This is a genomic window from Streptomyces sp. NBC_00726 (assembly GCF_045161735.1).
Lineage (GTDB): Bacteria > Actinomycetota > Actinomycetes > Streptomycetales > Streptomycetaceae > Streptomyces.
In genome coordinates this window covers 43,617-68,168 of record NZ_CP108984.1, presented here as the reverse complement: position 1 = coordinate 68,168, position 24,552 = coordinate 43,617, and the positions used below count along the sequence as shown (strand labels likewise).

The 24,552-nt window shown below is 69.3% G+C and carries 20 protein-coding genes and 1 pseudogene; 13 read left to right on the top strand and 8 right to left on the bottom strand.

Features of this window, described 5'->3' with window-relative positions:
* Position 1 precedes the first annotated feature (1 nt).
* Both OG338_RS29830 and OG338_RS29825 read left to right on the top strand, forming a co-directional pair.
* Complete coding sequence (locus OG338_RS29830) at positions 2-1,024, top strand: LLM class flavin-dependent oxidoreductase (protein WP_331741632.1); 1,023 nt, start codon at positions 2-4, stop codon at positions 1,022-1,024.
* 84 nt (positions 1,025-1,108) lie between these two features.
* Positions 1,109-2,542 carry a tryptophan 7-halogenase gene (locus tag OG338_RS29825; RefSeq protein ID WP_331741630.1) on the top strand — a complete coding sequence of 478 codons (1,434 nt, stop codon included), beginning with the start codon at positions 1,109-1,111 and terminating at the stop codon, positions 2,540-2,542.
* A 61-nt stretch (positions 2,543-2,603) separates the two neighbouring features.
* On the opposite strand, the gene OG338_RS29820 is transcribed toward OG338_RS29825, so the two are convergent.
* The gene (locus tag OG338_RS29820; protein ID WP_331741626.1) at positions 2,604-3,845 is read right to left on the bottom strand and encodes a cytochrome P450; all 1,242 of its coding nucleotides are present in this window, start codon (positions 3,843-3,845) and stop codon (positions 2,604-2,606) included.
* 160 nt (positions 3,846-4,005) lie between these two features.
* The gene (locus OG338_RS29815) at positions 4,006-5,610 is read right to left on the bottom strand and encodes an NAD(P)/FAD-dependent oxidoreductase (protein WP_331741623.1); all 1,605 of its coding nucleotides are present in this window, start codon (positions 5,608-5,610) and stop codon (positions 4,006-4,008) included.
* Between the two features lie 204 nt (positions 5,611-5,814).
* Here OG338_RS29815 and OG338_RS29810 point away from each other — a divergent pair, with 204 nt between their 5' ends.
* Positions 5,815-6,855 (top strand): alpha/beta fold hydrolase, encoded by a 1,041-nt coding sequence (locus tag OG338_RS29810; protein ID WP_331741620.1) that lies wholly within the window; start codon positions 5,815-5,817, stop codon positions 6,853-6,855.
* Between the two features lie 74 nt (positions 6,856-6,929).
* On the opposite strand, the gene OG338_RS29805 is transcribed toward OG338_RS29810, so the two are convergent.
* Complete coding sequence (locus OG338_RS29805; protein ID WP_331741618.1) at positions 6,930-7,589, bottom strand: DUF899 domain-containing protein; 660 nt, start codon at positions 7,587-7,589, stop codon at positions 6,930-6,932.
* Positions 7,590-7,780: 191 nt separating this feature from the next.
* Between OG338_RS29805 and OG338_RS29800 the strand changes: the two genes are divergently transcribed.
* The 6 genes from OG338_RS29800 to OG338_RS29775 all read left to right on the top strand — a co-directional run bounded on the left by OG338_RS29800 (position 7,781) and on the right by OG338_RS29775 (position 14,589).
* Complete coding sequence (locus OG338_RS29800) at positions 7,781-8,320, top strand: phosphopantetheine-binding protein (protein ID WP_331741616.1); 540 nt, start codon at positions 7,781-7,783, stop codon at positions 8,318-8,320.
* 86 nt (positions 8,321-8,406) lie between these two features.
* Complete coding sequence (locus tag OG338_RS29795; protein ID WP_331742019.1) at positions 8,407-9,759, top strand: condensation domain-containing protein; 1,353 nt, start codon at positions 8,407-8,409, stop codon at positions 9,757-9,759.
* A 48-nt stretch (positions 9,760-9,807) separates the two neighbouring features.
* The gene (locus OG338_RS29790) at positions 9,808-11,208 is read left to right on the top strand and encodes a condensation domain-containing protein (RefSeq protein WP_331741614.1); all 1,401 of its coding nucleotides are present in this window, start codon (positions 9,808-9,810) and stop codon (positions 11,206-11,208) included.
* A gap of 18 nt (positions 11,209-11,226) precedes the next feature.
* Positions 11,227-12,057 (top strand): hypothetical protein, encoded by an 831-nt coding sequence (locus OG338_RS29785; RefSeq protein WP_331741612.1) that lies wholly within the window; start codon positions 11,227-11,229, stop codon positions 12,055-12,057.
* Positions 12,058-12,154: 97 nt separating this feature from the next.
* Positions 12,155-13,612, top strand: coding sequence for an MFS transporter (locus OG338_RS29780; RefSeq protein WP_331741610.1), 1,458 nt, complete (start codon positions 12,155-12,157; stop codon positions 13,610-13,612).
* 122 nt (positions 13,613-13,734) lie between these two features.
* A complete protein-coding gene (locus tag OG338_RS29775; protein ID WP_331741607.1) occupies positions 13,735-14,589 on the top strand; it encodes an alpha/beta hydrolase in 855 nt (284 codons plus the stop codon).
* 72 nt (positions 14,590-14,661) lie between these two features.
* On the opposite strand, the gene OG338_RS29770 is transcribed toward OG338_RS29775, so the two are convergent.
* Together OG338_RS29770 and OG338_RS29765 are read right to left on the bottom strand one after the other, a co-directional pair.
* On the bottom strand, positions 14,662-15,111 hold the full coding sequence (locus tag OG338_RS29770) for an SgcJ/EcaC family oxidoreductase (RefSeq protein ID WP_331741603.1): 450 nt from the start codon (positions 15,109-15,111) through the stop codon (positions 14,662-14,664).
* A gap of 13 nt (positions 15,112-15,124) precedes the next feature.
* Positions 15,125-16,306, bottom strand: a complete 1,182-nt coding sequence (locus OG338_RS29765; RefSeq protein WP_331741600.1) for an acyl-CoA dehydrogenase family protein — start codon at positions 16,304-16,306, stop codon at positions 15,125-15,127.
* A 215-nt stretch (positions 16,307-16,521) separates the two neighbouring features.
* On the opposite strand from OG338_RS29765, the gene OG338_RS29760 reads away from it, so the two are divergent.
* On the top strand, positions 16,522-17,904 hold the full coding sequence (locus OG338_RS29760; RefSeq protein ID WP_331741597.1) for an FAD-dependent monooxygenase: 1,383 nt from the start codon (positions 16,522-16,524) through the stop codon (positions 17,902-17,904).
* Between the two features lie 134 nt (positions 17,905-18,038).
* On the opposite strand, the gene OG338_RS29755 is transcribed toward OG338_RS29760, so the two are convergent.
* Positions 18,039-18,635 (bottom strand): TetR/AcrR family transcriptional regulator, encoded by a 597-nt coding sequence (locus OG338_RS29755; RefSeq protein ID WP_331741594.1) that lies wholly within the window; start codon positions 18,633-18,635, stop codon positions 18,039-18,041.
* Positions 18,636-19,068: 433 nt separating this feature from the next.
* On the opposite strand from OG338_RS29755, the gene OG338_RS29750 reads away from it, so the two are divergent.
* Positions 19,069-20,295 carry a transposase gene (locus tag OG338_RS29750; RefSeq protein WP_331741592.1) on the top strand — a complete coding sequence of 409 codons (1,227 nt, stop codon included), beginning with the start codon at positions 19,069-19,071 and terminating at the stop codon, positions 20,293-20,295.
* Between the two features lie 61 nt (positions 20,296-20,356).
* Here OG338_RS29750 and OG338_RS29745 read toward each other — a convergent pair whose 3' ends face one another.
* Both OG338_RS29745 and OG338_RS29740 read right to left on the bottom strand, forming a co-directional pair.
* On the bottom strand, positions 20,357-21,229 hold the full coding sequence (locus OG338_RS29745; protein ID WP_405940571.1) for a hypothetical protein: 873 nt from the start codon (positions 21,227-21,229) through the stop codon (positions 20,357-20,359).
* 227 nt (positions 21,230-21,456) lie between these two features.
* Positions 21,457-22,206: a 2OG-Fe dioxygenase family protein gene (locus tag OG338_RS29740; protein WP_331741589.1), complete on the bottom strand. Its 750-nt coding sequence runs from the start codon at positions 22,204-22,206 to the stop codon at positions 21,457-21,459.
* Positions 22,207-22,386: 180 nt separating this feature from the next.
* Between OG338_RS29740 and OG338_RS29735 the strand changes: the two genes are divergently transcribed.
* Complete coding sequence (locus OG338_RS29735) at positions 22,387-22,704, top strand: acyl carrier protein (protein ID WP_393769181.1); 318 nt, start codon at positions 22,387-22,389, stop codon at positions 22,702-22,704.
* Between the two features lie 78 nt (positions 22,705-22,782).
* Positions 22,783-24,513, top strand: a pseudogene (locus OG338_RS29730) (beta-ketoacyl synthase N-terminal-like domain-containing protein); the annotation flags it as partial.
* Between the last annotated feature and the right edge of the window lie 39 nt (positions 24,514-24,552).

Below are 24,552 nucleotides of genomic sequence, written 5' to 3'. Positions count from 1 at the left end.
CATGACCGACCTGGCGGCCGGCGGAGTCACGCTCTATTCGACAGTCCGGTCCAGCATCGGACACGGCCAGACAGCCCATCTGCGCACCCTGCTTGAGCTTGCGGGCTGGGTGGAGGAAGCGGGCTACCGAGGCGGCCTGGTGTACAGCGACAACACGTCGATGGACGTGTGGCTGGCCGCTCAGGCGGCCATCGCCAACACCGACTCCTTCGTGCCGCTCGTCGCCGTGCAGCCGTGGGACAAGACCCCGTTCTCGGTGGCCCGGGCGGTCTCGTCGCTCGCCCACCTGTACGGCAGGCAGGTCGACATCAACTTCGTCAGCGGCGGCTTCATCCGCGATTTGACCGTCCAGGGGGACACCCTGGCGCACGACGCCCGCTACGACCGGCTCACCGAATACGCGACCGCCATCAGAACGCTGCTCGGCGGCGGCATGGCCAGCCTCGACGGCGACTACTACACGCTCCGGCGGGCCCGGCTCACCACGGCCGTGCCGGACGAGCTGCTGCCCACGGCGTACGTCTCCGGCTCCTCGCCGGCCAGCCTGCGGGCCGGCGAGGCACTGGGCCTCGGCCAGCTCTCGTTCCCGGTGCTGCCCGAGGTCTTCGCCGGCCCCGGCGTACGCAAGAACAAGTTCGGCTCGGGCATCAGCATCGGCATCATCGCCCGCGACGACTCGGCCGAGGCATGGCGTATCGCGCACAAGCGGTTCCCGGCCGACCCGGAGGGGGCCGCGCGCATGAAGCTGCTCCTGTCCGCCGGCGGCTCGTCCTGGCAGCCGCAACTGGCTTCCGTGCCCATCCCCGACGAGGCGGAGGGACAGCCGTACTGGCTCGTCCCCTTCCGCTACCACCACACGTTCTGCCCCTACCTGGTGGGCAGCCACGACGAGGTGGCGCGGGCGGTGACCACGTATCTGAGCGGAGGCATCCGCACCTTCGTGCTCGACATCCCCCGCGAGCCCGACGATCTGTGGCACGCGCGCATCGCCGTCGAGCGGGCCGTCGCGGCCCTGCCCCGCTGACACCAGCCATCAGCCGTCTCGCGCCGGGACCGCCGGCGCGGTCGAAGGTCGCAGGCGCCCGCCTGCACTGAGCGAAGGAAAGCGATGACAGACATTACCGAGACCGACGTAGTCGTCGTCGGCGGCGGCCCCGGCGGTTCCACGGTGGCCACGCTCGTCGCCCGTCAGGGCCACCGGGTCGTGCTCCTGGAGAAGGAGCGGTTCCCCCGCTACCAGATCGGCGAATCGCTGCTGCCGTCCACCGTTCAGGGCATCTGCCGGCTGCTCGGCGTGTCCGAGGAACTGGAGCAGGCCGGGTTCCCGGTCAAGCGGGGCGGCACCTTCCGCTGGGGCGCCAACCCGGAGCCCTGGACGTTCGACTTCGGCATCGCACCCGAGTTCGCCGACGCGGCGGCCCCCGCCTACCAGGTCGAGCGGATGAAGTTCGACCAGATCCTCCTCGACAACGCCAGGAGGACCGGCGTCGACGTGCGCGAGGAGCACACCGTCACCGACGTCATCGAGGAGAACGGCCGGGTCCGCGGGGTCAGCTGCACCGACGCCGACGGCGTCCGGCGCGAGTTCCGCGGCCGGTACGTGGTCGACGCCTCGGGCAATCTGAGCCGCATCCACTCCCGGGTCGGCGGCAAGCGGCAGTACTCCGAGTTCTTCCGCAACCTCGCGCTGTTCGGCTACTTCACCGGCGGCAAGCGGATGCCCGCCCCGACCTCCGGCAACATCCTGGCGGTCGCCTTCAGCGCCGGCTGGTTCTGGTACATCCCGCTGTCCGACGAGCTCACCAGCGTCGGCGCGGTCGTGCACCGCGAGGCGCTGGACCGTATCCAGGGCGACCGCGAGCAGGCCCTGAAGGAGCTCATAGCGGAGTGCCCGATGATCGCCGACTTCCTGTCCGACGCCGAGCGCGTCACCAGCGGCCCGTACGGCGAGATCCGGGTGCGCAAGGACTACTCCTACATTCAGGAGAAGTTCTCACGGCCGGGACTGGTGCTGGTGGGCGACGCGGCCGGCTTCATCGACCCGGTGTTCTCCTCCGGCGTGCACCTGGCCACCTACGGGGGACTGCTCGTCGCCCGCTCGCTCAACACCGCCCTGCGCACGGCCGGCGAGTCCGGGATCGACGAGAAGAAGCTGTTCGAGGAGTACGAAGTCCGGTACCGGCAGGAGTACATGCGCTTCCACGAGTTCCTCGTCTCCTTCTACGACATGCACTCCGACGAGGACTCCTACTTCTGGAAGGCCAAGAAGGTCGCCGGCGGCACGGCCTCGGAACTCCAGTCCTTCGTGACCCTCGTCGGCGGTGGCTCCTCCGACGAACGCGCGCTGGTCGACTCCGGCTCCTACGGCGGACGGCGCGACGTGGACGAAGCACTCTGGTCGGTCGCGCAGGCCGGCGCCAACATCCAGGTGCAGGCCGCCACCGGAAGCACGGTCGATGAACAGGTCCCGGTCCGCGACGACGGGCTGGTCCCGTCGGACGACGGGATGCACTGGGCCCTGCCGGCGACCGCGGCGGCGTGACAACAGGGTCAGCCCCCACCCGAGGGTGGGGGCTGACCCTTGCGTACGGCGGACGCCGTGATCAGGCGGCCGGGCTGCCCGCCTCCGCGCGCAGCCGGACCGGCAGGGAGCGATGGCCGTTCATGATGAACGTCGGCATCGGCACCAGCTCGTCGCGCGCCGAGGCCAGGGCCAGGTCCGGGAAACGCTCGAACAGCGCCGACAGGCCGACCGTGGCCGCCAGGCGGGCGATCCCGGCACCCAGGCAGTAGTGCGGGCCGTGCCCGAAGGACAGGTGGTCCTTGCTGGCCCGGTCGATGTCGAAGCACTCCGGGCGGTCCGGGTGAAGCCCGGGGTCGCGGCCCACCGCCGCGTAGTTGATCAGAATGGGATCGCCCTTGGGGATCGTCACCCCGTCCAGCTCGACGTCCTCCGCCGCATAGCGCAGCGGCAGGCTCGCCAGCGGAGACTGCATGCGCAGTATCTCGTCGATGACGTCGTCCCAGCTGTTCTCGCCGGACAGCACCTTCGCCAGCTGCTCGGGGTGGGTCAGCAGCTCGGTGATGGCGTTGTCGAAGAAGTTGATCGTGGTCTCCGAGCCGGCACCGAGGATGGCGAAGATGGTGTCGGCCAGCTCCTGCTCGCTCAGCCGGGAACCGTCCTCGTCGCGGGCGGCGATCAGGTCGCTGGTGATGTCCTCACCCGGGTTGGCACGCTTCTCCGCGATCAGGTCCGCCATCGCGCCGCGCCAGCCCTGGAGCACACCCTGCGCGACCTCCGGGGTCACCGTGGTGTCGATCATCATGTCGATGACCTTCGCGGTCGCGGCCCGCTGCTCCTCGCCCATGCCGATCAGCTCGGCGACCAGCATGCCCGGCAGCGGATAGCAGAACCGCTCCTTGAGATCGACCACCTCGCCGGCGGGCGCCGCCTCCAGCCCGTCCAGCAGCATCGTGGTCAGGCCGACCACCAGCGGGCGGATGGCCTCGGTGCGGCGCGGCGTGAACGCCTTGCCGATGAGCTTGCGCAGCCGTACGTGATCCTTCCCGTAGGAAGTGGACACGTTGTCCATCGCCACCCAGCTGATCATTTCCCAGTCCGGCGCCAGTTCGCCGTTGTGGAAGGCGGGCCAGTGGTTGCGTGCGCTCTTGGTGACCTTCGGGCTGGACAGCAGGTGCTTGATGACGCTGTGGGAGGTCACCGACCACACCACGACGCCGCCGGGCAGTTCGACCTGGACGGCCGGTCCGAGCGCCCGCAGCGTGGCTGCCTCGGCGTGGATGTCCCGGCCCGTCGTATCCATTACCGGACAACGCTGTTCCATCAGGATGCGCTCCTTCGCAGTCGCCTCCGCCCAGCGGACGCGACCAGGCTGTGGCCCGCTCGGGCCGGACGTGTTCTTCCCGTTCGCCGACGTGTTCTTTCCGCTTGCCGGACGACGAGCCCGCGCCGCCGGTCCGGTGGACCGGCGGTGCGGGCTCGCCTCACTTCAGCTCGAACCCGGCGTAGCCGGCGCTCGCGACCTCTTCGCACTTCTGCCGGTAGCCCGCGACACCGCCGACGTACGGCATGAGGACCCGGGCCTTGCCGGGGACGTTGGCGCCGATGTAGTACGAATCCGCCTTGGTGAACAGCGTCATGTCGCCGACCGCGCGGACGTGCTCCGTCCACTCCTTCTCCGCGGCGGCCCCGGCTTCGATCACGGAGTGCCCGTTGGCGGACATGTAGTCGATCAGATCGCTGATCCACTCGACGTGCTGCTCGATCGAGACGATCATGTTGCTGAGCACGGACGGACTGCCGGGACCGGTGATCACGAACAGGTTCGGGAACCCGGCGAGCGCCAGACCGAGGTACGTGTCCGGCCCGCCCTGCCACTTGTCGCGCACCGACACCCCGTCCTTGCCGGTGATGTCGATGTTCTGGATGGCGCCCGTCATGGCGTCGAAGCCCGTCGCGATCACGAGGGTGTCGAACTCGTAGTCGCCCGCGGTGGTCCGGACCCCCGACTCGGTGATCTCGACCAGCGCCTCTTCGCGCAGATCCACGAGGTGGACGTGCTCGCGGTTGAACGTCTCGTAGTACCGCGTGTCGAGGCAGGGCCGCTTCGTGCCGTACGGATAGCCGCGCGGTTCGAGCTTCGCCGCCGTGGCCGGGTCGGTGACCCGGGCGTGGACCTGATCGCGGATGAACGCCGCGGCGGTCTCGTTGGACTCCTCGTTGAAGATCAGGTCGGTGTACGCCTGGAGGATCGCGTTGAGGTGCCCGCGCTCCCAGCCCCGCTGGTAGACCTCCCGGCGCTCCTCGTCGCTCACCTCCAGCGCCGACTGCGTCGGCATGTCCACCGCGATGCCGAAGATGGACTGCCGCGCCGCCTCACGGGCCTGCCGGTAGTTCGCCTTGGTGTCCCGGACCCGGTCCTGGTCGATGGGGCCGTTGAACGAGGACAGGACGTAGTTCGGCGTACGCTGAAAGACCGTCAGGTCGGCCGCCTCGTCGGCGACGAAGGGGATCACCTGGATGCCCGAAGAGCCCGTACCGATCACACCGACGCGCCGGCCGCTGAAGTCGGCGCCCTCGTCCGGCCACAGTCCGGTGTGGTACCAGGGGCCCGCGAACGTCTCCAGGCCGGGCACCTCGGGGAACTTGGGCTGCGACAGGCAGCCGGTCGCCATGACGCAGTACTGCGCGGACACCTCGTGGCCCTGATCGGTCCGCACGGTCCACCGCGACGTACGCTCGTCGAAGGCGGCATGCGTGACCCGGGTCTCCAGGATCACGTCCTTCCGCAGATCGTGCCGGTCGGCGACATGCTGGAGATAGGACAGGATTTCGGGCTGGCCCGGATACTTCTCCGTCCACTCCCATTCCTGTTCCAGTTCGGGATCGAACGAATACGAATAGTCCATGCTCTCCACGTCGCACCGGGCACCGGGGTACTTGTTCCAATACCAGGTACCGCCGATTCCGGCGCCCGCTTCGAATACCTTGACCGACAGACCCTTTTCCCGGAGCTTGTGGAGCATGTAAAGACCGGAGAATCCGGCCCCCACGACGACCGCATCGATTTCCTCTGCCGCGCTGGCCATGTGTATCAATCCTTCGCAACCGTGGATGGTGACACCCGTACGCCTTGACCGCTGACGACAACGGTGGTTCCCGAGTATTGGTGAGGCCGCCCCCCTCGGGTTCTCGCCCATTGCGGTGCTCGGACAGGCGCGCACGGGCGAAGAAGACCGCCGCCGCCTTCGGCGGAACAGTCATGGGCAAATCCATTCCTCTGGGAGGTCGCCATGGGCGCCGAATACTATTCGGCCGCAGTACAGGGCCCGTACGAATCCTTCGGACTCGGTCCGTACACACTGGACAGCGGGGACACGCTGCCGGACGCACGGCTGGCGTACCGGACGCTCGGCCGGCTGAACGCGGCCAAGGACAACGCCGTGCTCGTACCGCACATGTACTCGGGCACATCGGCATCGATGCAGATGCTCATCGGCGAGGGCCGCCCCCTCGACCCCTCCCGGTACTTCCTCATCCTGCCCGACCAGTTCGGCAGCGGCCTGTCGTCCTCGCCGAGCAACACACCGGCACCGTTCGACCGCGGCCGCTTCCCCGCGGTGACCATCGCCGACGACGTACGGGCGCAGCACCGGCTGGTCACCGAGCAGTTCGGGATCGAGGCCCTGCACACGGTGCTCGGCTGGTCGATGGGGGGCCAGCAGACCTACGAGTGGGCGGTGCGCCACCCGGAGATGGTGCGGCGCGCGGCCGTGTTCGCGGCCAACGCGAGGACGCCGGTCCAGAACCGGTTGCAGCTCGACGCGCAGTGCGAGCTCCTGCGCTCCGACCCCGCCTTCGCGGACGGCTTCTACACGGACTCCGACGACGTCCACCTCGGCCTGAACAGGCACGCGATGGCCTGGGCGGCGGCCAGCACCGGCTACCGGTTCTTCCGCGACGAGGTGTGGCGCCGGCTCGGCTTCGCGGCGGCCGAGGAGTTCACCCAGGGATTCATGCGGGGCCACTTCCAGCCCATGGACCCCAACAATCTGCTGTGCCAGGCCGCGAAGTGGCGGGCCGCGGACGTCAGCCTGTGCACCGGCGGCGACCTGGAGGCGGCGCTCGGCCGGATCACCGCCGAGTTCTTCGTCTTCGCGTTCGGCGACGACCTGCTGTTCCCGCCCGAGGACCATGAGCGCGACGCGGCCATGATCGACAGCGCCAGGTTCCGGGTGATCGACGGCCCGCTGGGCCACTTCACCATGTTCGGCCTGCTCCCCGAGGACGCGGCCGCCGTCGACGAGGCCCTGGCCGAGGTGCTGAAGTCCTGACCGCGCGGGTCTCCCCGTACGGCGTGTGGCCGGTACCCCCGCGGGGGTACCGGCCACACGCCGTACGGACCGGCTCAGTGGTCGTACTCGTCGTGATAGCGCAGCCAGGCCCACTTGAACGGCAGGTCCTTCTCCTGGCGCCCGAGGAAGGTCAGGTCGAGGTAGTTGTAGGTGTTGTTCACCAGATCCGTGCCCCGGAAGGCGGTCGAGTAGGTGCAGTAGATTCGGTCGTCGTCGCCGCGCAGGAAGACGCTGATCCCCGGGATCTTCGTCGCCTCCGGGACGAGCTCGAAGTTGAAGTCGTCGTAGAAGCTGCTGCCGAACGACGAGGCCACCGGGACCGTCCAGCCCATGCGCTCCTTGTGCACGAGGAACTCGGCCAGCGGCACCGGGCAGTCCACCACGAGCGAGGTGTCGCGGGCGTGCAGGTGTTCGAGGTGGGCGGGCATGTTGTCGATCCAGAACGAGCACCCGAGGCAGAAGTTGCCGCCGGTGACGGACGGCAGCATGAAGTGATAGATGATCAGCTGACGCCGGCCGTCGAACAGGTCGCGCAGGCTCCGCTTGCCTTCGGGCGTTTCGAAACCGTAGTCCTCGTCGACGAGGAACATCGGCAGACTCTGCCGTTCGGCGTGCAGCGCGTCTCGGGCACGGCTGTGCTCCTTCTCCTTGGCGAGAAGAGGCAGACGCGCCGCGAACCACTCATCTCGTGACACAACTTCGGGCAAGGTCATCGCGGCATCTCCCAGTTCCGGACTCGTCCACAGACTTGGACACCACTGTTTCCGCGGAGCCTCCCGGAACGCATCTCTTCCGTTGCCTCTGCGTGGTGGGAGGTGAGCAATCTGGGAGCTTGTGGGTGGGGGTGGGTGTGCGAAGGCTGTGGGGGACGGGTTGGTGTGTTGTTCGGGGAGGTGAGTGGTGGATGGCTGTTGTGGCGCTTGGGGATGTGCGTGATGTGTTGGCGGTGTGTCCGGGTGTGGTGGATGCGGCGGTTGTGATGGTGGTGGTGGATTCGGTGGGTCCGGTGCGGGTGGCGTATGTGGTGCCGGGTGGGCCGGGTTTTGATGTGGGTGTGGTGTACGGGTGTTTGCGGGGGGCGTTGCCGGGTGTTGCGGTGCCGGCGGCGGTGGTGGTGGTTGATGCGATTCCGGTGGGTGCTGACGGGTCTGTGGTGGCGGGGGTGTTGCCGGTTCCGGATCTGCGGGGGTTGAGGCCGTATCGGTCGCCGGGTTCGGCGCGTCAGGAGTTGTTGTGCACGGTGTTCGCTGAGGTGCTTGCCCGGCCTCGGTGGGGGTTGGACGACGATTTCTTCGTGATGGGTGGTGAGTCCATCGACGCGATGCTGATTGCCAGTCGTGTGGGTCCGGCGGTTGGTGTGGAGCTCTCGATCAACGAGATCTTCGACGCGCCGACCGTCGCGGAACTCGACCGGCTCCTGGACACCCTCACCACCGGGGTCTGAAGACCCGCAGTCGCGTACGAGCGTACGGGCGGGCCACCGGCCGCCGCCTCCCCCCCCCCGACAGATTCTGGAGAGTCACCGTGGACATGTATCCGCTGAGTTCCCGGCAGAGGGACCCGATGGGCTTGCAGCGCTCACCGAAGCACGTCTGCGCCCACGTGCTGCGTATCAAGGGCGAACTGGACCTCGACGCGCTCAGGGGCGCGCTGGACGATGTGGTGGCACGGCAGGATTCCCTGCGCAGCCGGGTCCACTACGACGAGAGCGGCATGACCGGATCGCTGGAAGTCCTGCCACCGATGCCCGTCCCGCTCACCGTGCACGACATCCCCGAGACCCCCGGGCGCTCCCGCGACGAGATCACCGCCGAACTGCTCCACGAGGTGAACGAGGATTCGATGGACTTCCTCGACACGCCGTCGTTGCGCGCGGCCCTGCACCGGTTCGACGCCCAGGACGCCGTGCTCACCCTCCTGAGCCACCACCTCTACAGCGACGGCTGGTCGGTCGGCATCCTGCGCACCGAGATCGCGGCCTGCTACCGGGCCCGGGTGACGGGGGTGCCGCACACGCTGCCGGCCCCGGCCCCGTTCAGCGGGTTCGCCGCCTGGGAGCAGGAGTTCCTGCAGAGCGAGAAGGCCGAGGAGGCCCGCCGCTACTGGCAGGACAAACTGGCCGGCGCCACCATGTCCACCATGCCGGCGGACCGGCCCTACGACCCCGAGAACCAGGCCGCGCGCAGCGCCGTACGGAACTTCGTGATCGATCCCGACACCCTCGCCGAGATCACCGAGGGCGCGGCCCGCAACCGGTGCAGCATCTGGCACGTCTGCCTGGCGGCGTACATGGTGCTGTTGGAGAGGCTGACCGGCCAGACCGACCTCACGCTGATGACCGTGAACAGCGGCCGGCCCGCCAAGGAGTTCTTCGACACCATCGGGTTCTTCGCCAACCTCGTCCCCGTCCGGCTGGAGTTCGACGACTGCGAGACCTTCCGGGACGTCCTGCTCCGCGCCCGCCGGGCGAGCGTGGAGGCGCAGCAGCACCAGCTGCCCACCGAGCAGCTTCTCGGCATGTACCCGACCCTGATGAACCCGCCCGGCGATCCGATGGTGCTGCCGTCCGGCTTCAACTACGTCAGCGCACCCGCGGACAACCAGGACACCGACTTCACCACCAGCGTCGAGCCGGTGTCCCTGCCCGAGGAGGAGGCCGCCTCGTTCCGCCGGGGCGTGATCATCTGGACCTTCCTCGTCGTCCCGGGCGGCGACTTCCGCTGTGTCATCGAGTACGAACCCGGCTCCGTGGACGCCGAGACCGTGGACGGCTGGGGCTCCGAATTCGTGGCTCTGGTCCGGGAGATGACCGGCCGGCCCGCGCAGAAGTGGGACCGCGGCCCGTCCGCACCGGCGGCCCTCGCCGCACGGGCCCAGCAGTAGACCCCGACGTACAACCGGCTGGTTCGAGCCCATGGGAATGAGGTTGCCGTGTCCGATCCGTTGAACGACCCGACGGCTGTCGACGCGTCCGCGCGGCGCCCGCTGTCGGCCAATGAGGAGTTCATGTGCGCCTTCGACCGGGGTGACGACCTCGGCGTGTTCGGCCCGCGAGGCGTCGTCCTGGCCGGCTGGCGCGTCCGAGGACCGCTGGACGCGGCGACCGTACAGCTCGCCCTGGACGATGTCGTCGCCCGGCACGAGGCGCTGCGTACGACCATCATCAGGGACCAGGGCGCCCCCTACGCGCTGGTCTCCCCGCCCCGCCCGGCGCCGCTCTCCGTCATCGACCTGCCGGCGACGGAGAGCGAGGCCGGCCGCGAGCTGCTGGCACACGAGTTCCTGGACGAGGTCGACCGGGACAGCAGGCTCGGCGCCAAGGAACTGCCGCTGCTGCGGGCGACCCTGGCCCGGTTCGACGCGAGCGACGCGGTGTTCGTCATCGTCACCAACCACCTGGCCAGCGACGGCTGGTCCATGCAGGTGCTGATGAACGACTTCGTCACCTGTTACGCGATGCGCCGGGGGCTGCCCTCACCCGGCCTGCCGGAGACTCGCCAGCTCGGCGAGTACGCCTACTGGCAGCAGGAGGCCCGCGACAGCGAGGCCGCCACCCTCGCGCGCGAGTACTGGAAGGACACGCTGTCCGGCGGCGAGATGACCATCCTCCCCACCGACCGGCCGCGCCGGCTGGACGTCCCGCCGGTCTACTCGGTCTACCGGTTCGTGCTCGACGCGGAACTGGCCGGCGCCACCACGGCCCTCGCCAAGTCCCTGCACAGCTCGCCGTTCATGGTCCTGTTCGCCTGCTTCAACCTGTTCCTGCACCGCAGGACCGGGGTGACCGACCTGGTGTCCCCCGTCATCACGTCCGGCCGCACCGAACCCGGGTTCGAGGACACGGTGGGGACCCTGTTCAACTTCCTGCCGATCCGGACCGATGTCTCCGGCTGCGCGAGCTTCGCCGACCTGGTCCGCCGCACCCGGGCGTCGCTGCTTGAGGCGTACTCCTACGAACTTCCGTTCGGCGAGATCATCGCCAAGTCCGAACCGGAACTGATGGCGGGCCCGATCATGAACGTGAGCAGCGTCGTCTCCGCGTTCCAGATCTCGCAGTTCCCCCCGGAGAGCACCGAGGAGACCGGCGGCCTCCGCGTCTCCGCGCTCCGCCGGCGGCTGAACTCGCTGGTCGACGTGTCCGAGATCCCGGACGGCAACCTGTGGGAACTGGACCTGCACCCGGACGGGGACGTGGTGGGCGTCGTGAAGTACAACAGCCTCGACTTCGACCTGCCGACCATCGTCGCCATGGTCGACGACTACCGGGAACTGCTGCTCGCGGCCCTGAGGTCCCCCGACGCGGCACTCCCGAAGCAGGAATCCAGCGTGTGAACCGGGAAGGGAAAGCCCATGCAGGCCGTCGTCGGTACCCAGCCCCTGTGCAGCCGGCTCAGCTCCGGGGAGAAAGCGGCCATCCTGGTCTCCGACTTCCAGCCCCTCACCGCCGCGCCACGGCTCAGCACGCTCGTCGCTGACGCGGCGCCCGGCCACCCGGTCCACCAGGTGGACCCGCGCGGCGCGCTCTCCGGCGACCGGCTGTACGCCACCCTGCCGGACCTGGCCGACGAGGCGGCCGCCGCCTTCCGCGCCGCCGCCGAGCCCGGCCGGCCGGTGTTCGTCGTCGCCCATTGCAGCGCCGCGGCCCTGTCCCTGCGGATCGCCGGCCTGCTGGCCGGGGACCATGAGGTCACCGCCGTCCTGGTGCGGCCGACCTGGCCCGACACGGACCATGTCACCGAGATCTTCGCCGAGTTCCAGGGGAAGCTGGGCACGGTCCGGCGGCCCGCTCCCGACCTGGACGGCGACCCGCTCGCCTGTGTCGCCGCCATGGAACAGCTCATGAGCGAGGACCTGGCGGCGGTGGCGAAGCGGCTCGGGCTCGGCAAGGCACCGCTGGCCTTCTCCGAACTGCTGGTGTCGTACCGGACCTGGCTGGCCTTTCTGCTGGCCTGCCGCAACGACCGGCCGGTGCCGGTGCCCCCCGGGGCGGTCGCGATCACGGCGCTGACCGACGAACCCGGCTTCGTACTGCCCGGGAGCGCCCCGGAACGGTGCCGGACCGTACTCGCACCGCCTGCGGACCGGCCCGACGCCGTGACCCCGGAGCTGGCCTCCGCCGTGCTTGCGGAAGTCGACAATCAGTCAGCTGAAAATCAGTCATCGGACTGGCGGGACTCGTGAACATCACCAAGTGGCGCCGAGTGCGCCGGTAGCGTTCGTCCTTGCTGTGAGCGCCCGGGACGGGCGCGCTCCTGAACGAACCGATAAGGACGTTGTCTTGACTAGTTTAAACAAGCCCGAAGCCGAGACCGCATCGATTTCCCGCCGCCGGATGTGGGCGATCCTGGCCCTGGTCATCGCCGTCGACGCGCTCGACGTGATCGACGGGACCGTCACGAACATCGCGGCGCCCACCATCGCCGCCGATCTCGACGGCGGAGTGAGCCTGATCAAGTGGCTGGGGCCGGCGTACATGCTCGCGATGGGCGTACTGCTCCTGGTCGGGGGACGGCTGGGTGACAAGTTCGGCCAGCGCAGGCTGTTCCTGATCGGCATCAGCGGGTTCACCCTGGCCTCGGCGCTGGCCGGGTTCGCCCCCGACCCGGTCCTGATCATCATCGCCCGGGTCGCCCAGGGCGCGTTCGGCGCTCTGCTCATCCCGCAGGGCATGGCGATCATGACGAAGGTGTTCAGCCCCGACATGATCGCCAAGGCGTTCGGCCTGTTCGGCCCGGTCCTCGGCGTCTCCGCCGTGCTCGGCCCGGTCCTCGCCGGAATCATTATTGACGCGAACATGTTCGATCTGGGCTGGCGCCCGATCTTCCTCCTCACGATCGTCCTCGGCCTCGCCGGGCTGATCGCGGCCATCCGGCTGCTGCCGCGCGACGACGGCGACCGGTCCACCGTCATCGACGGATGGGCCTCCGGCCTCCTCGGCTTCGCCATGCTCGGGATGATGTACGGCCTGATCGAGGGTTCGACCAACGGCTGGAAGACCGGCGCCGTGGCCTCGGTCGTCGTCGGCGTCCTGCTCTTCGCCGCATTCGCCTACCGCCAGCGCACCGCGGCCAGCCCGCTCATCGTGCCCTCGCTGCTGAAGAACCGGGGCTTCACCTCCGGGATGCTCGTGGGGCTCGTCTCGTACATCGCGGGCACCGGCCTGTTCTTCGTACTGTCGCTGTTCATGCAGGAGGGGCTGCACGCCAGCCCGCGGACGGCCGCGTTCAACATGGTGCCGCTCACCGCGGGGCTCATCATCGCCACGTTCGCCGCCATGGGCGGCCTGGTCACCAAGCTCGGCCGGGTACTGGTCTTCATCGGCCTGGGCGTCAGCATCATCGGCAGCGGCTGGCTCCTGCTCCTCGTCAACCACTCCGGTACGGACGTCAGCCTGTGGGCCCTCGCCCCGGCCTTCCTGGTCATCGGCATCGGCACCGGCCTGTGCTACACCACCATCCCGACCATCGCCCTAGGCGACGCGAAGCCGGAGGAGGCGGGGAGCGCGAGCGGTTCGCTGACCTCGATGCAGCAGCTCTCCACGGCGATCGGCTCGGCCGCCGTCTCGTCCGTCTTCTTCGGGTACGCGGCCTCCGGATACGCCCACGCGATGACGGTCACGCTGGTCGTCGTCCTGGCCGCCACCGCCCTCAGCATCCCGTTCGTCCCCCTGATGCCCCGTCAGGCACCGGCGGAGCCCTCGGAAGGGGGGCCGGCACCGGAGCCGGCGGCGGCATAGGCCGGGCGCGGTGTGCCGGCGGAGGGGAGACACTTCGCCGGCGGACCGGCTTCCCGCCCTGGAAAATCCTTACATTGATGGACAGCTGATGCCGTCGGCATCAGCTGTCCTGGAGGTTGACGATGCATTCGACAGTAGACACGTTCCAGACGCCCGACGGCGTCACGCTCGGCGTCGAGCACTTCGGTGACGAGGCGCAGCCCCTGGTACTGCTCGCGGGCGGTACCACCATGATGTCCTGGCCCGACGCCCTCTGCGAGGCGCTCGCGCTCGGCGGCCGGCATGTCGTCCGCTACGACCTGCGCGACGCGGGCGCGTCCACGACGGCCAACCCCGAGGCCCCCGCGTACAAGCTCCGGGACCTGGCCGCCGACGCGGCCGCGCTCGCCCGGGGGCTGGACGACCGCCCCGCGCATCTGGCCGGCGTCGGCGTCGGCGGGATGGTCGCCCAGGTGGCCGCCCTCGACCACCCCGAGGCGTTCTCGGCTCTGACGCTCGCCGGGACCCGGTCCGTCGCCCCCGGCCCGGTCGACGACGACCTGCCGGACCACGACCAGGCGGCGATGAAGGAACGTTTCCAGCTCCCGAAGCCCGACTGGTCCGACCGCGACTCGGTCGTGCGGTGGGCGGCCGCCGCGGCCGAGGTCTTCGGTGACGACGCCGACGAGGCGCGGACCACCGCCGGCCGGATCTTCGACCGCACCCAGGGCACGGCGCGCCCGGTCCAGATGGCCAACCAGATCGGGACCGTCTTCGCCCACCTGGACTGCAAGCCACGCTGGCGCGAGCGCCTGTCCGGACTCGCGGTGCCCACCCTCGTGGTGCACGGCCGCCGCAACCGGTTCTTCCCGGTCGGCTGCGGCGAGGCACTCGCGCGGGACATCCCGGGCGCGCGCCTGCTGGTGCTCGAAGACGCCGCGACCGCCATCCCGGCCGCGTCGGCCGACGAGATCGCCAAGGAGATGCTGAAGCTCTGATGCCGGCCGCTCCGATACCGGGGGCAGGGACCGGATCACCCGGTCCCTGCCCCCGGTTCACTGCGGAACGCGCTACGCGGCCCCGCCCGGAGCGGGCAGCTGCAACCGCGCGTGGCTGTTCTGGTACGCGGCGAGCCGCCACTCCCCGTCGCGCCTGACGACCACCCAGGACGCCCGGATCGACTGCTCGTCCGGCACCTCGGTGTGACCGGCCGGCAGCACCCCGCCCTCGGTGAGGAGGATGCCGGAGTCCGCGCCCAGCAGGCGCAGGTCGAGCGGACGCCCCGTCACCTGGGTGCCCTTGTACTGCCCGGCGAAGGACTCGGCCAGATAGGAGTGGATCGCGTCCCGGCCCTTGGCGAACATACCGGGCAGGATCATCGTGCCCTCCTCCACGAAGAGGTTCGCGAAGGACTCGGCGTCGTTGTAGGCCCAGGCGGCGATCACCTTCTGGGTCAGTGCGGCGATGGCCGCCATGTCCGCCTCGGTGGTGCCCGGCGCGGCGTTGGTGTCCGTGCTCATGTGCTCACTCCTGTCAGATGTAGGCGGTGTTCGGGTCGAGGCCGCACAGCACGCGTCCGTACAGCTCCGCGTTGGTGTTCGGGTGCATCAGCGCGTGCAGCGTGACCGCGTTCAGGTCCCTCACGTACCGCTGCATCGGCACGCTGGTGTAGATCGAGGAACCACCGCTGGCGGTACCGAGGATGTCCACCGCCTCCTTGGCCAGCCGGCCGGTCGCGCCGAGGTCGGCGCGGGCCCGCGCGCGCTCGGTGAGCTCCCAGGCCGAGCCCTCGGCGCACTTCGCGTCGAGCGTGGCCGACAGCCGGTGCGCGTGGAACTCCGCCTCATCGATCTTCATCGCCGCTTCGGCGATCTGCAGATGGGTGAGCGGTGCCTCGGACTGCTTCTCGTAACCGGTGTATGTGATCTTGCGGTCGGGCAGCCGCTTGACGAAGGCGTCCATCGCGCCGCGGGCCATCCCGACCAGCGGCCCCACCGCGGAGGCCGAGGCCACCGGGAGCAGCGGCGCCCGGTAGAGCGGCGAGTCGCCGTTCAGCTTGGACGCGGACTGGGCCTCCAGGACCGCGGGCAGCGGCAGGATGCGCTCGGCGGGGATGAACACGTCCTGCGCCACGGTGCTGACGCTGCCGGTGCCCTTCAGCCCCGAGGTGTACCAGTCGTCCACGATCAGCAGGTCGCTCATCGGGACCAGCGCGACGATCGGATAGGGCCGGCCCTCCGGCGGCACCAGGATCGCGATGATCTCCTGCCAGTGCGCGTGCTGCGAACCGCTCTGGAAGCCCCACTTCCCGTTCACCACGACGCCGCCCTTGGCGGGGGTGGCCGTCGCCGACGGGCTCAGCGTGCCGCACACCCGGGCGTCCGGGCGGGCGAACACCTCGTCCTGGACCTCGTCGGGGAACAGCCCGGCCATCCAGCCGGGAATCCAGTAGACCGAGGCCACCCAGGCCGTGGAACCGTCCGCGCGGCCCAGCTCCGTGGCGACGTCGACCATGGTCGCGCTGTCCGCCTCGAAACCGCCGTGGCGGGCCGGCATGCGCAGCTTGAAGACCCCGGCGTCGGCCAGCGCCTCGATCGACTCGTCGTGGACGCGCCGGTGTTCCTCGTTCCAGGCGGCGTGCCCGCGCAGCAGCGGCGCCAGCTCAGCCACCCGGCGAACGATTTCCTGCCGGGTCGGTACTTCGATGTCGGACACGGAACACCTCCTGGGAAGGGGGATCTGCGGGGCCGGAATCGCCCCGATGCTAGGAGCTCCGTGATCGCGGTGTCGTCTCCGAGATTGCCGGTGGCGGCCGCTGGCAACCCCGGAGATGCAGGCGCGTCCGGCACGGCGGAACGATGTGCCGGACGGCTGGCAACGTGACACATCCCCTTGGAGAATCCGTGAGTGACGCTACGAAATCCCGCGCGGTGGTACTGGGTGGCAGCATCGCGGGCCTGTTCGCGGCCAAGGTGCTCGCCGACGCCTACGACGAGGTGCAGATCGTCGACCGCGACGTGCTGCGCGATGTCGAGGAGGCGCGGCGCAGCTGCCCGCAGGGCAAGCACATCAACGGCCTGCTGGCCCGGGGCCAGCTGGTCATGGAGGAGTTCTACCCCGGGATCACCCAGGAGATCTTCGCCGACGGGGTGCCCACCGGCGACCTCTGCGGCAATGTGCGCTGGTACTTCAACGGCGTGCGCATCCAGCAGGACGAGGCGGGGCTGACCTGTGTGGCGGCCAGCCGTCCGATGCTGGAGAAGCACATCCGCCGGCGCACCGAGGCGCTGCCGAATGTGGTGTTCGTGGAGGAGCACGACATCCTCGGCCTGGCGACCACCCCGGACAAGGGCACCGTCGTCGGCGTACGCGTGCTGACACACGGTCAGGAGGACGAGCACACCATCGAGGCCGACCTGGTCGTGGACGCCACCGGCCGCGGCTCGCGCACCCCGGTGTGGCTCCAGGAGCTGGGCTACGGAACGGTCGAGGAGGAGAGCAAGAAGGTCGGCCTCGGCTACGTCACCCAGCACTACCGGCTCAAGGCAGACCCGTACGGCCAGGACCTGTCGATCAACCCGGTCGCCAACGCGAAGCTGCCGCGCGGGGCGATCTTCACCAAGACCGACGGCGGCCGCGTCGAGCTGACCGCGTACGGCATCCTCGGCGACCACCCGCCGACCGATCAGCAGGGCTTCTACGACTTCGTCAGGACGCTCGCCGCGCCGGAGATCTGGGAGACGCTTCAGCACGCCGAGCCGCTGGACGAGCCGGTCGCCTTCCGCTTCCCCACCACACTGCGCCGCCGCTACGAGAAGCTTCAGCGCTTCCCGAACGGCCTGGTCGTCGTCGGGGACGCGGTGACCTGCTTCAACCCGGTCTACGCGCAGGGCATGACGGTCGCCGCGCTGTCGGCGCTGATCCTGCGCGGCCATCTGCACACCGGGGCGGCGCCGCAGCCCCTGCTGTACTTCCAGGACCTGGCGAAGAACGTCGTGGACCAGGCGTGGGAGATGACCAACATCATGGACCTGAGCTTCCCCGGGGTAGAGGGCAGGCGTACGCCGCAGGTCAAGGCGGCGCAGAAGTTCCTTCGACTGGTGCAGATAGCCGCGACCCGCGACAAGAAGGTCGCCGCCGCGTACATGCGTACGGCGGGGCTGATCGACCGGCCCGAGTCGTTGCAGAAGCCCGCGTTCATCGCGCGGGTGCTGTGGAACGCGCTGCGGGGACCGGCCAAGAGTCCGGTGCCGCCCACCCTGGTGCCGATCAGTCCGGTGGAGACCTGGTCCACGCAGAAGGCGGCGGCCTAGACCGCCGACGCCGCGGCCTTCGCGCTGAGCGCTGTGTGTTCTCGAACCCGATTGCACTCAGCCGAAGGCCGCCTGCGCGTATGGCGGTTATCAGCCAGGGCGATCAGGTACGACGACCTGTCCGCCGGCGCCGTTCAGGCTGACCGGTCCGCTGACACGCCCGTCAGGGCCAGGTTCCAGACACGTTCGAGCTGCTTCACGATCCCTTCGTATCCATGCTCGGTCGCCGGTCTTGCGTGCAGGTGCGCCTCGGCTCCGTTGATCAGGTATTCCACCAGGGAGGAGACGTCCCCGGGCGGGGCGCTGTTGCGGAGCTGGTCGGCCGTGTGGGCCTCGGCCAGGAGGTTCTGGACGGCCGGCAGCCAGCTGCTCGGCCATGACGACGGGGTGGTCCGTTCCCGGGCGAGCCGGGCCGTGGCGCGGACCGAGGGCTCGGTCTCCAGGAGCCGGACGAGGTCGAGCGCGAGTTCGGCGACCCGGGTGAGCGGTGGCGCCGTCCGCACGATCACCTGCTCCACGACGGCCCTGATGAGATGGCCGCCCTCCTCCTGGATGGCATCCGCCATCTCTGCCTTTGTGACGAAATGAAAGCCCAGTGAACCCATGGATACGCCTGCGGTCTTGCTGATTCGAGCGAGCGAGGTACCGGCATAGCCGCTCTGGCCGAACTCGACGGCTGCGGCCCGGATGATGGCGGTGCGCGTCCGTAAAGCTCTGTCCTGTTTCACCATGGTCTCTCCAGATAGGTCCTTGTTGGTGGACGCTCAGAGGTGCTGGTTAGCGTCAACAGGTCTGCGGGCAGGCGAAGTTGCCCGCTTTTGCATCGGTACGCAGAAGTCGTGGCGTCATTACCGGATGTCCTCCAGCTCGCACACTTTTGCGAGTCACGTACTTCTGTGCGGTGCTTGGTGTGTACCGAGGTGGTGAAGTGGGAACAGTTGCCCCTGTGGAAAAAAAATGAGGGTGCCCCTCTTATTTTTACATCCCGGTAGCGGGGATCGATCAAGGCGGCATGGCGATTCGGTGTGTCGATGCTTGGTCGCGACTCGTGTTCGCCTGGTGCCCACGCATATCCCACGTGACACCGAAACTGCTGCACCCGACCACCGCAGCCGGCCTGATCCGGACCAGTAATGCTTGCTCTTGCAAGGATGGGGGAGATGCATGGAGACGCCCGCGACGACTCTCGCACAGGCATCACTGCCCGCGTTCGCCAGAGGGCTGTTCGATCACCTGCCGAGGGCCGACCAACGCCGTTGGGCGCACATTTATCTGGAGGGCCTGCTCAATACACCGGGAAAGAAGTCGGTACGGCGCATTGCCGAAACGGTCTCGGGATCTCCCACCGCCCCCCAGTCGCTCCAGCAGTTCGTCAACGCGAGCCCATGGGACTGGATGCCCGTCCGGGATCAGCTGGCCGGTTGGGTCGAACGGCGGCTGCCCCTGCGGTCGTTAGTGATCGACCAGGTCATCCTGCGCAAGCGCGGACAGCACTCCTGCGGGGTGCACCGCCGCTATCTGCCCTCCACCGGGCGCTCGGTGACCTGCCAGGTGGGGGTCGGCGCCTTTCTGGCGTCCGACGACTCCGCCGTCCCCGTGAACTGGAGCCTGCTGCTTCCCCGGGCCTGGACCGAGGACCCGATCCGGCGGGCGCGCACCCGGATACCGGACTCGGCGAGGGCCTGGCCCTTCGCGACGCATGCGCTGGAGCTCGCCGGCCAGGCCGCCACGGGCGCCCGGTCGAGGCTGCTGCCCGTGGTGGCCGACCTGGAGGGCTCGTCCGGGGCGGGCGGGCTGATCGGCCGGCTCGACGGGAGCGGGCGCGAGTTCGTCGTATCCGTCCCCGGGAAGCTCAGGATCGTCCCCGGTGGCGGTGGCCGGATGGCCCACTGCCCGGTCAACGCCTCGTTCCTCGGACCGGTCCTGCCGGCCTACAGCCTCCATGAGCGCGACCCCGGCTTCCAGGTCCGCACCGAAGAGGTGGCCCTGCCCGGCCACCTCGACGTGGGCACCGTGACCTCCTGCCTGGTGCGCGTGCCCGAACCGGGGCCCGGAGCGGCCCTGCGCACCTACCGGCTGCTCGTGGTGCGCAACAGCGCGAAGGGCCGCCCCGCACAGCTGTGGCTCACCAACATGCTGGAGACCTCCACCGAGGACGTACTCGGTCTGGCCGCGACGTTGCCCCTCGCGGCCACGGCGGTACGGGACATGGAGGAGCAGGTCGGCCTGCTCGACTTCGAGGGGCGGTCCTATCCCGGGTGGCACCACCATATGACCCTGGTGTCCGCGGCCTACGCGCACCGCCTGCTCAGCTCCGCCTCCCGGCGGCGGGGCATCCACCTGCTGCCGCGCGAGCGGATGCTCGTCGCCTACGCGGGGGCCGGCCCGTGATCGAGTACGGGGAGCGGCCCGGCCGGTGCACGCGCCGGCCGGGCCGCGTCCACGGGGCGGCTCAGGCCGCCCAGGGTGCGATCGGATACCAGATCAGGTCACGGGCCCCCAGGATTCGCAGGTCCCAGTACAGGAGCAGGAAGACGCCCGCCGTGATGAATCCCGCCGCCATGAGTGCCGCGGTCCGGTTCGGCGAAGCCGTCATCCACCGTTGCAGCCGGTCCCCGAGGAAGCCGGTCACCAGCAGGAACAGCACCGCCACGACCAGGATGTTCCCCAGGCTCTGGAAGACGAACGCCGCCGCCCCGTACAGCACGTTGTGGCTCTCGGCGGCGTCCCGGAACAACTGGCGGAAGAGCGGGAAGGGGCGTCCGACGAGAAAGGCCCCGATCAGTCCGCCCATGAACACCATGGGCGCGCCGGGATGCCGCGCCGACAGCTTCGCCAGCGGATCGCGTACGAAGCCCAGAGCGGCCAGGCCGAGATACGTCATCGTCGCACCGATGAGCCCGAAGACCACCATGGCCTGAATCAGCCGCCCGGAGAGCCCGTTGCCCTGGCTGCTCTGGTCGAACTGGGCCATGCCCGTCCCGGTGATCGCGACCACCGCACCGTACAGGGCGGACACCACGACCGCTCCGGCGGCGAGCTGCCCCAGCGGCCGGAGCCCGGCGGCCATCCGGCTGCGACGGGAGTCCGCCCGGCCCCCGGTCAGCGGGGCCAGCGCGCTGAACACCGCGATGTTGCACGCGGTGAAGGTGCCGGCGACGCCGGTGACCAGGGCGAAGAAGATGCCCGCCAGGGCGCTCGCGATCGGGGTGCCCTTGGCGGTGTGGCCCAGCAGTGTGTCCGCGACCGTGTCACCGATGGTCTGGTCGACGAACTTCGCCGACCACACCACCGTCAGACCGAAACCGAGAACGGCGCAGGCCATGGCGACCAGCGTCCGTCGGCGGGGCGCGTGACCGTTGTAGAAGAAGGACGGGGCGGGGTGTCCGGTGGACGCGGGTCTGTTTCGTTCGGAATCGACTGTGGCGGGTATCTGAGCCAAGGCGTGCCGCCTTCCCTGGGAAGAGTGGGGGATACGCGGCGAATGCTAAGGGCGCCTGGGCCGTGTGGCGGGCGGCGCCGGCGATTCAGCACGCAGGAAGAAGAGCGCCGTCAGATCTGTTCGATGCGCTGGAGTTCGGGGGAGTGCTTGTAGCCCATGATCAGTACGTCACGGGTGGCGGGCCGGCTGCCGTCCTCCGCCCGGGTGGGCCGTACGGCGTGGAGTATCTGCTCGTCCGACCAGAACATGGTGTCCATCTGCTCGGCGAGCGTGAACTCGGTGACCAGGTCCTTGCGCGGGGTGTAGACCTGCGACTCGCCGCCCCGGGTGTTGGCCCGTCCCATCAGGTGGATCACGCCGTAGTCGACCTCGTCGCGGTGCGGCCCCTCGGGCGTCGGCTCACCGATCTCGCCGGAGGAGCTGATGATGCGGAACTGGTGGCACTGCACATCCCAGGGCTCGTCCAGCCGGGCGTCGTCCTCGGCCAGCGGGAAGTGCGCGAAGTCGTCCCGCATCAGCCGGGTGAGCAGGGGGTTGGCGAGGGTGGCGGAGCTCAGCGGGGCCACCTCGCGCTGGATGCCGCCCGCGTAGTCGTTGGCGACCGGGGACTGGTAGTAGGGGCGGTGCGGGCGCAGCCGGATCTCGCCGGTACGGGGCAGGAAGTAGAAGCGGTCGTAGCGGCGCTCGCGGAAGCGCGCCCCGTTCATCAGGTACTGATCGCCCTCCAGCCGCTCCCACTCGTCGGCCAGGTCCTTCACCAGTGGCTGCAATTCCGAGGCGAGGACGAATTGTCCGGCCGGCACCAATGAGTAGCCGTTGGTGCGCAGTTCCTCCCGCGTGGTCCGCGTGATGCTGCCCATGTCGTCACCCTCCGATGCGGATCTTGAACGCACTCCTGTGCATGAGGTTCCCACGCCTGTCCTGACACTGAACTGACAGCTTCCTGAACAGGCCCGAACCCGGATTCGGTCAGGACCGTGTCAGCAGGTCGTCAAGTTCCCTATGTTCTAATCGCATTCAATGACAGAAAGGTGATTCTTGTGGCCCCGATCGCCGAACAGCTGAAGACGATTTCCCGTGCGGAGCGCTGGTCGGCCCTGGAGGCCGTCGTCACTTCGGAATTCCGAACTGTTCTCCTCATGGAGGAGGACGAGGAATTCCCGCTCGATGAAACCTTCTTCGAGCTGGGCATGACCTCGCTGATGCTCACCATCGTCAAGCAGCGCCTGGAGGACCTGCTGGGGGTGGGGATCAGCAGCACCGCGCTGTTCAACCGGCCAACCGTCGAGCAGCTGCTCCAGTACCTGGCCGCCGAGGTGCTGACCGGCCTCTTCGACGCACAGGACCTGGACCGCTGACCGAAATCCCAGAAAGCCCTGATCGGCAGAAAGGCGCGGGTTGTCGTCGTGTCGGAAGGACCCGGAGTGGACCAGGAAATGCGTCGGCAGTTCGAGGCGGCTCAGGAGACGCTGCGCCAGCAGCACAGAATTCTGGGACAGCTCCTTCTGGAGAAGCACGAACCGGTCGCGGTGGTCGGAGTCGGAATGCGGCTGCCCGGTGGCAACGGCTCGATCGATGAACTCGACGCCTTCCTGCGGGAAGGGCGTTCCGGGATTGGCCCATTGCCGGTCGACCGGTGGGCCGGAGACGTCGACGAATCCCTGATCACCGCGACCGCCGGCGGGTTTCTGGATTCGGTCGACAGATTCGACGCCCAGTTCTTCAACATACCGCCCAAGCAGGCCCCGTATATAGATCCCGCACAGCGGCTGTTGCTGGAGACCTCCTGGGAAGCCCTGGAGAACGCCGGCATCGACCCGGCCGTCCTGCGGCACGGCGACGGCGGTGTCTACGTGGGCGCGTCCCCGCTCGACTTCGCCCTGGAGCTGGAACAGCTCGCCGACGAGCAGCTCGACGGCACCCTCACCACCGGGGCCGGCGGCTACTCGATGTCGGGCCGGCTCTCCTACTTCCTGGGCTGGCGCGGCCCCAGCCTGACCACGGACACCGCCTGCGCCTCGTCCCTCACCGCTCTGCACCTCGCGGTCGAGGGCCTGCGCCGCCGTGAGTGCTCGATCGCGCTGTGCGCCGCCACGAACGCGCTGCACAACCCCCGGTCGTTCGTCATCCTCTCCCACGGGCAGTTCCTCGCCCCGGACGGCCACTGCAAGACCTTCGACGACAGCGCCGACGGCTACGCCCGCGCCGAGGGCTGCGGCGCCCTCGTGCTCAAGCGGCTCTCCGACGCGCTCATGGACGGGGACACCGTCCTGGCCCTGGTCCGCGGCACCGCGATCGGGCAGGACGGGGAGAGCGCCGGGCTGAGCGCGCCCAACGGCACCGCCCAGGAGTCGGTCATGCGCGCCGCCCTGGCCAACGCCCGCCTGGAGCCGGGCGACATCCAGTACGTGGAGGCGCACGGCACGGGCACCCCGCTGGGCGACCCCATCGAGATCGGCTCGATCAACGGGGTCTTCGGCGCCTCCCACACGCCCGAGGCCCCCCTGACCGTCGGGTCCCTTAAGGCCAACATCGGCCACATGGAACCCGCCGCTGGGCTGGGCGCCGTCATCAAGGTGATCGCCCAGATGCGGGCGGGCGTGTTCTACCCGCACCGCTGGCGTGACCTCTCCGGGCGCATCCCCTGGGACAGCTACCCGCTGGCCGTCCCGGACACGGTCCGGCCCTGGCAGGCACCCGTCCGCCGCGCCGCGGTCAACGGCTTCGGCGTCGCCGGCGCCATCGCGGTCGCCGTACTGGAGGAACCGCCCACCTCCCTGCCCGTGGAACTGACCGGACAGGACACGATCGACCAGGGCAGGACCGACCAGGGCAGGACCGACCAGGGCAGGACCGACCGGGACACGACCGGGCACGACACGACCGGGCACGACACGACCGCACAGGCCGACCGGGCGGCCGACGCCCGGAACGACGACCGCGCCGGGCACGTCTTCACGCTCTCCGCCAAGACGCCTCCGGCACTCCGCCTCCAGGCCGAACGCCACCTCCGCTTCCTCGCCGACCACCCGGACACCCGTCTCGCGGACCTGTGCCGCACCCGGGCCACCGGCCGCTCGCACTTCCGGCACCGGCACGCCGCCGCCGTGACCGGCACCGACCAGCTCGCCGACCGGCTGCGGGCCTGGGCCGAGCCGCAGGACCCCGGCGACGAGACCGGCACTCCGGCAGCCGGCGCCTACCGC

Bases quoted from the DNA above. Each gene is read 5' to 3' on its own strand.
- OG338_RS29785 (WP_331741612.1), top strand. From the start codon at position 11,227: ATGCAGGCCGTCGTCGGTACCCAGCCCCTGTGCAGCCGGCTCAGCTCC.
- OG338_RS29810 (WP_331741620.1), top strand. From the start codon at position 5,815: ATGGGCGCCGAATACTATTCGGCCGCAGTACAGGGCCCGTACGAATCC.
- OG338_RS29825 (WP_331741630.1), top strand. From the start codon at position 1,109: ATGACAGACATTACCGAGACCGACGTAGTCGTCGTCGGCGGCGGCCCC.
- OG338_RS29800 (WP_331741616.1), top strand. From the start codon at position 7,781: ATGGCTGTTGTGGCGCTTGGGGATGTGCGTGATGTGTTGGCGGTGTGT.
- OG338_RS29750 (WP_331741592.1), top strand. From the start codon at position 19,069: ATGGAGACGCCCGCGACGACTCTCGCACAGGCATCACTGCCCGCGTTC.
- OG338_RS29830 (WP_331741632.1), top strand. From the start codon at position 2: ATGACCGACCTGGCGGCCGGCGGAGTCACGCTCTATTCGACAGTCCGG.
- OG338_RS29805 (WP_331741618.1), bottom strand. From the start codon at position 7,589: ATGACCTTGCCCGAAGTTGTGTCACGAGATGAGTGGTTCGCGGCGCGT.
- OG338_RS29795 (WP_331742019.1), top strand. From the start codon at position 8,407: ATGTATCCGCTGAGTTCCCGGCAGAGGGACCCGATGGGCTTGCAGCGC.
- OG338_RS29815 (WP_331741623.1), bottom strand. From the start codon at position 5,610: ATGGCCAGCGCGGCAGAGGAAATCGATGCGGTCGTCGTGGGGGCCGGA.
- OG338_RS29775 (WP_331741607.1), top strand. From the start codon at position 13,735: ATGCATTCGACAGTAGACACGTTCCAGACGCCCGACGGCGTCACGCTC.
- OG338_RS29740 (WP_331741589.1), bottom strand. From the start codon at position 22,206: ATGGGCAGCATCACGCGGACCACGCGGGAGGAACTGCGCACCAACGGC.
- OG338_RS29770 (WP_331741603.1), bottom strand. From the start codon at position 15,111: ATGAGCACGGACACCAACGCCGCGCCGGGCACCACCGAGGCGGACATG.
- OG338_RS29745 (WP_405940571.1), bottom strand. From the start codon at position 21,229: ATGGCCTGCGCCGTTCTCGGTTTCGGTCTGACGGTGGTGTGGTCGGCG.
- OG338_RS29820 (WP_331741626.1), bottom strand. From the start codon at position 3,845: ATGGAACAGCGTTGTCCGGTAATGGATACGACGGGCCGGGACATCCAC.
- OG338_RS29755 (WP_331741594.1), bottom strand. From the start codon at position 18,635: ATGGTGAAACAGGACAGAGCTTTACGGACGCGCACCGCCATCATCCGG.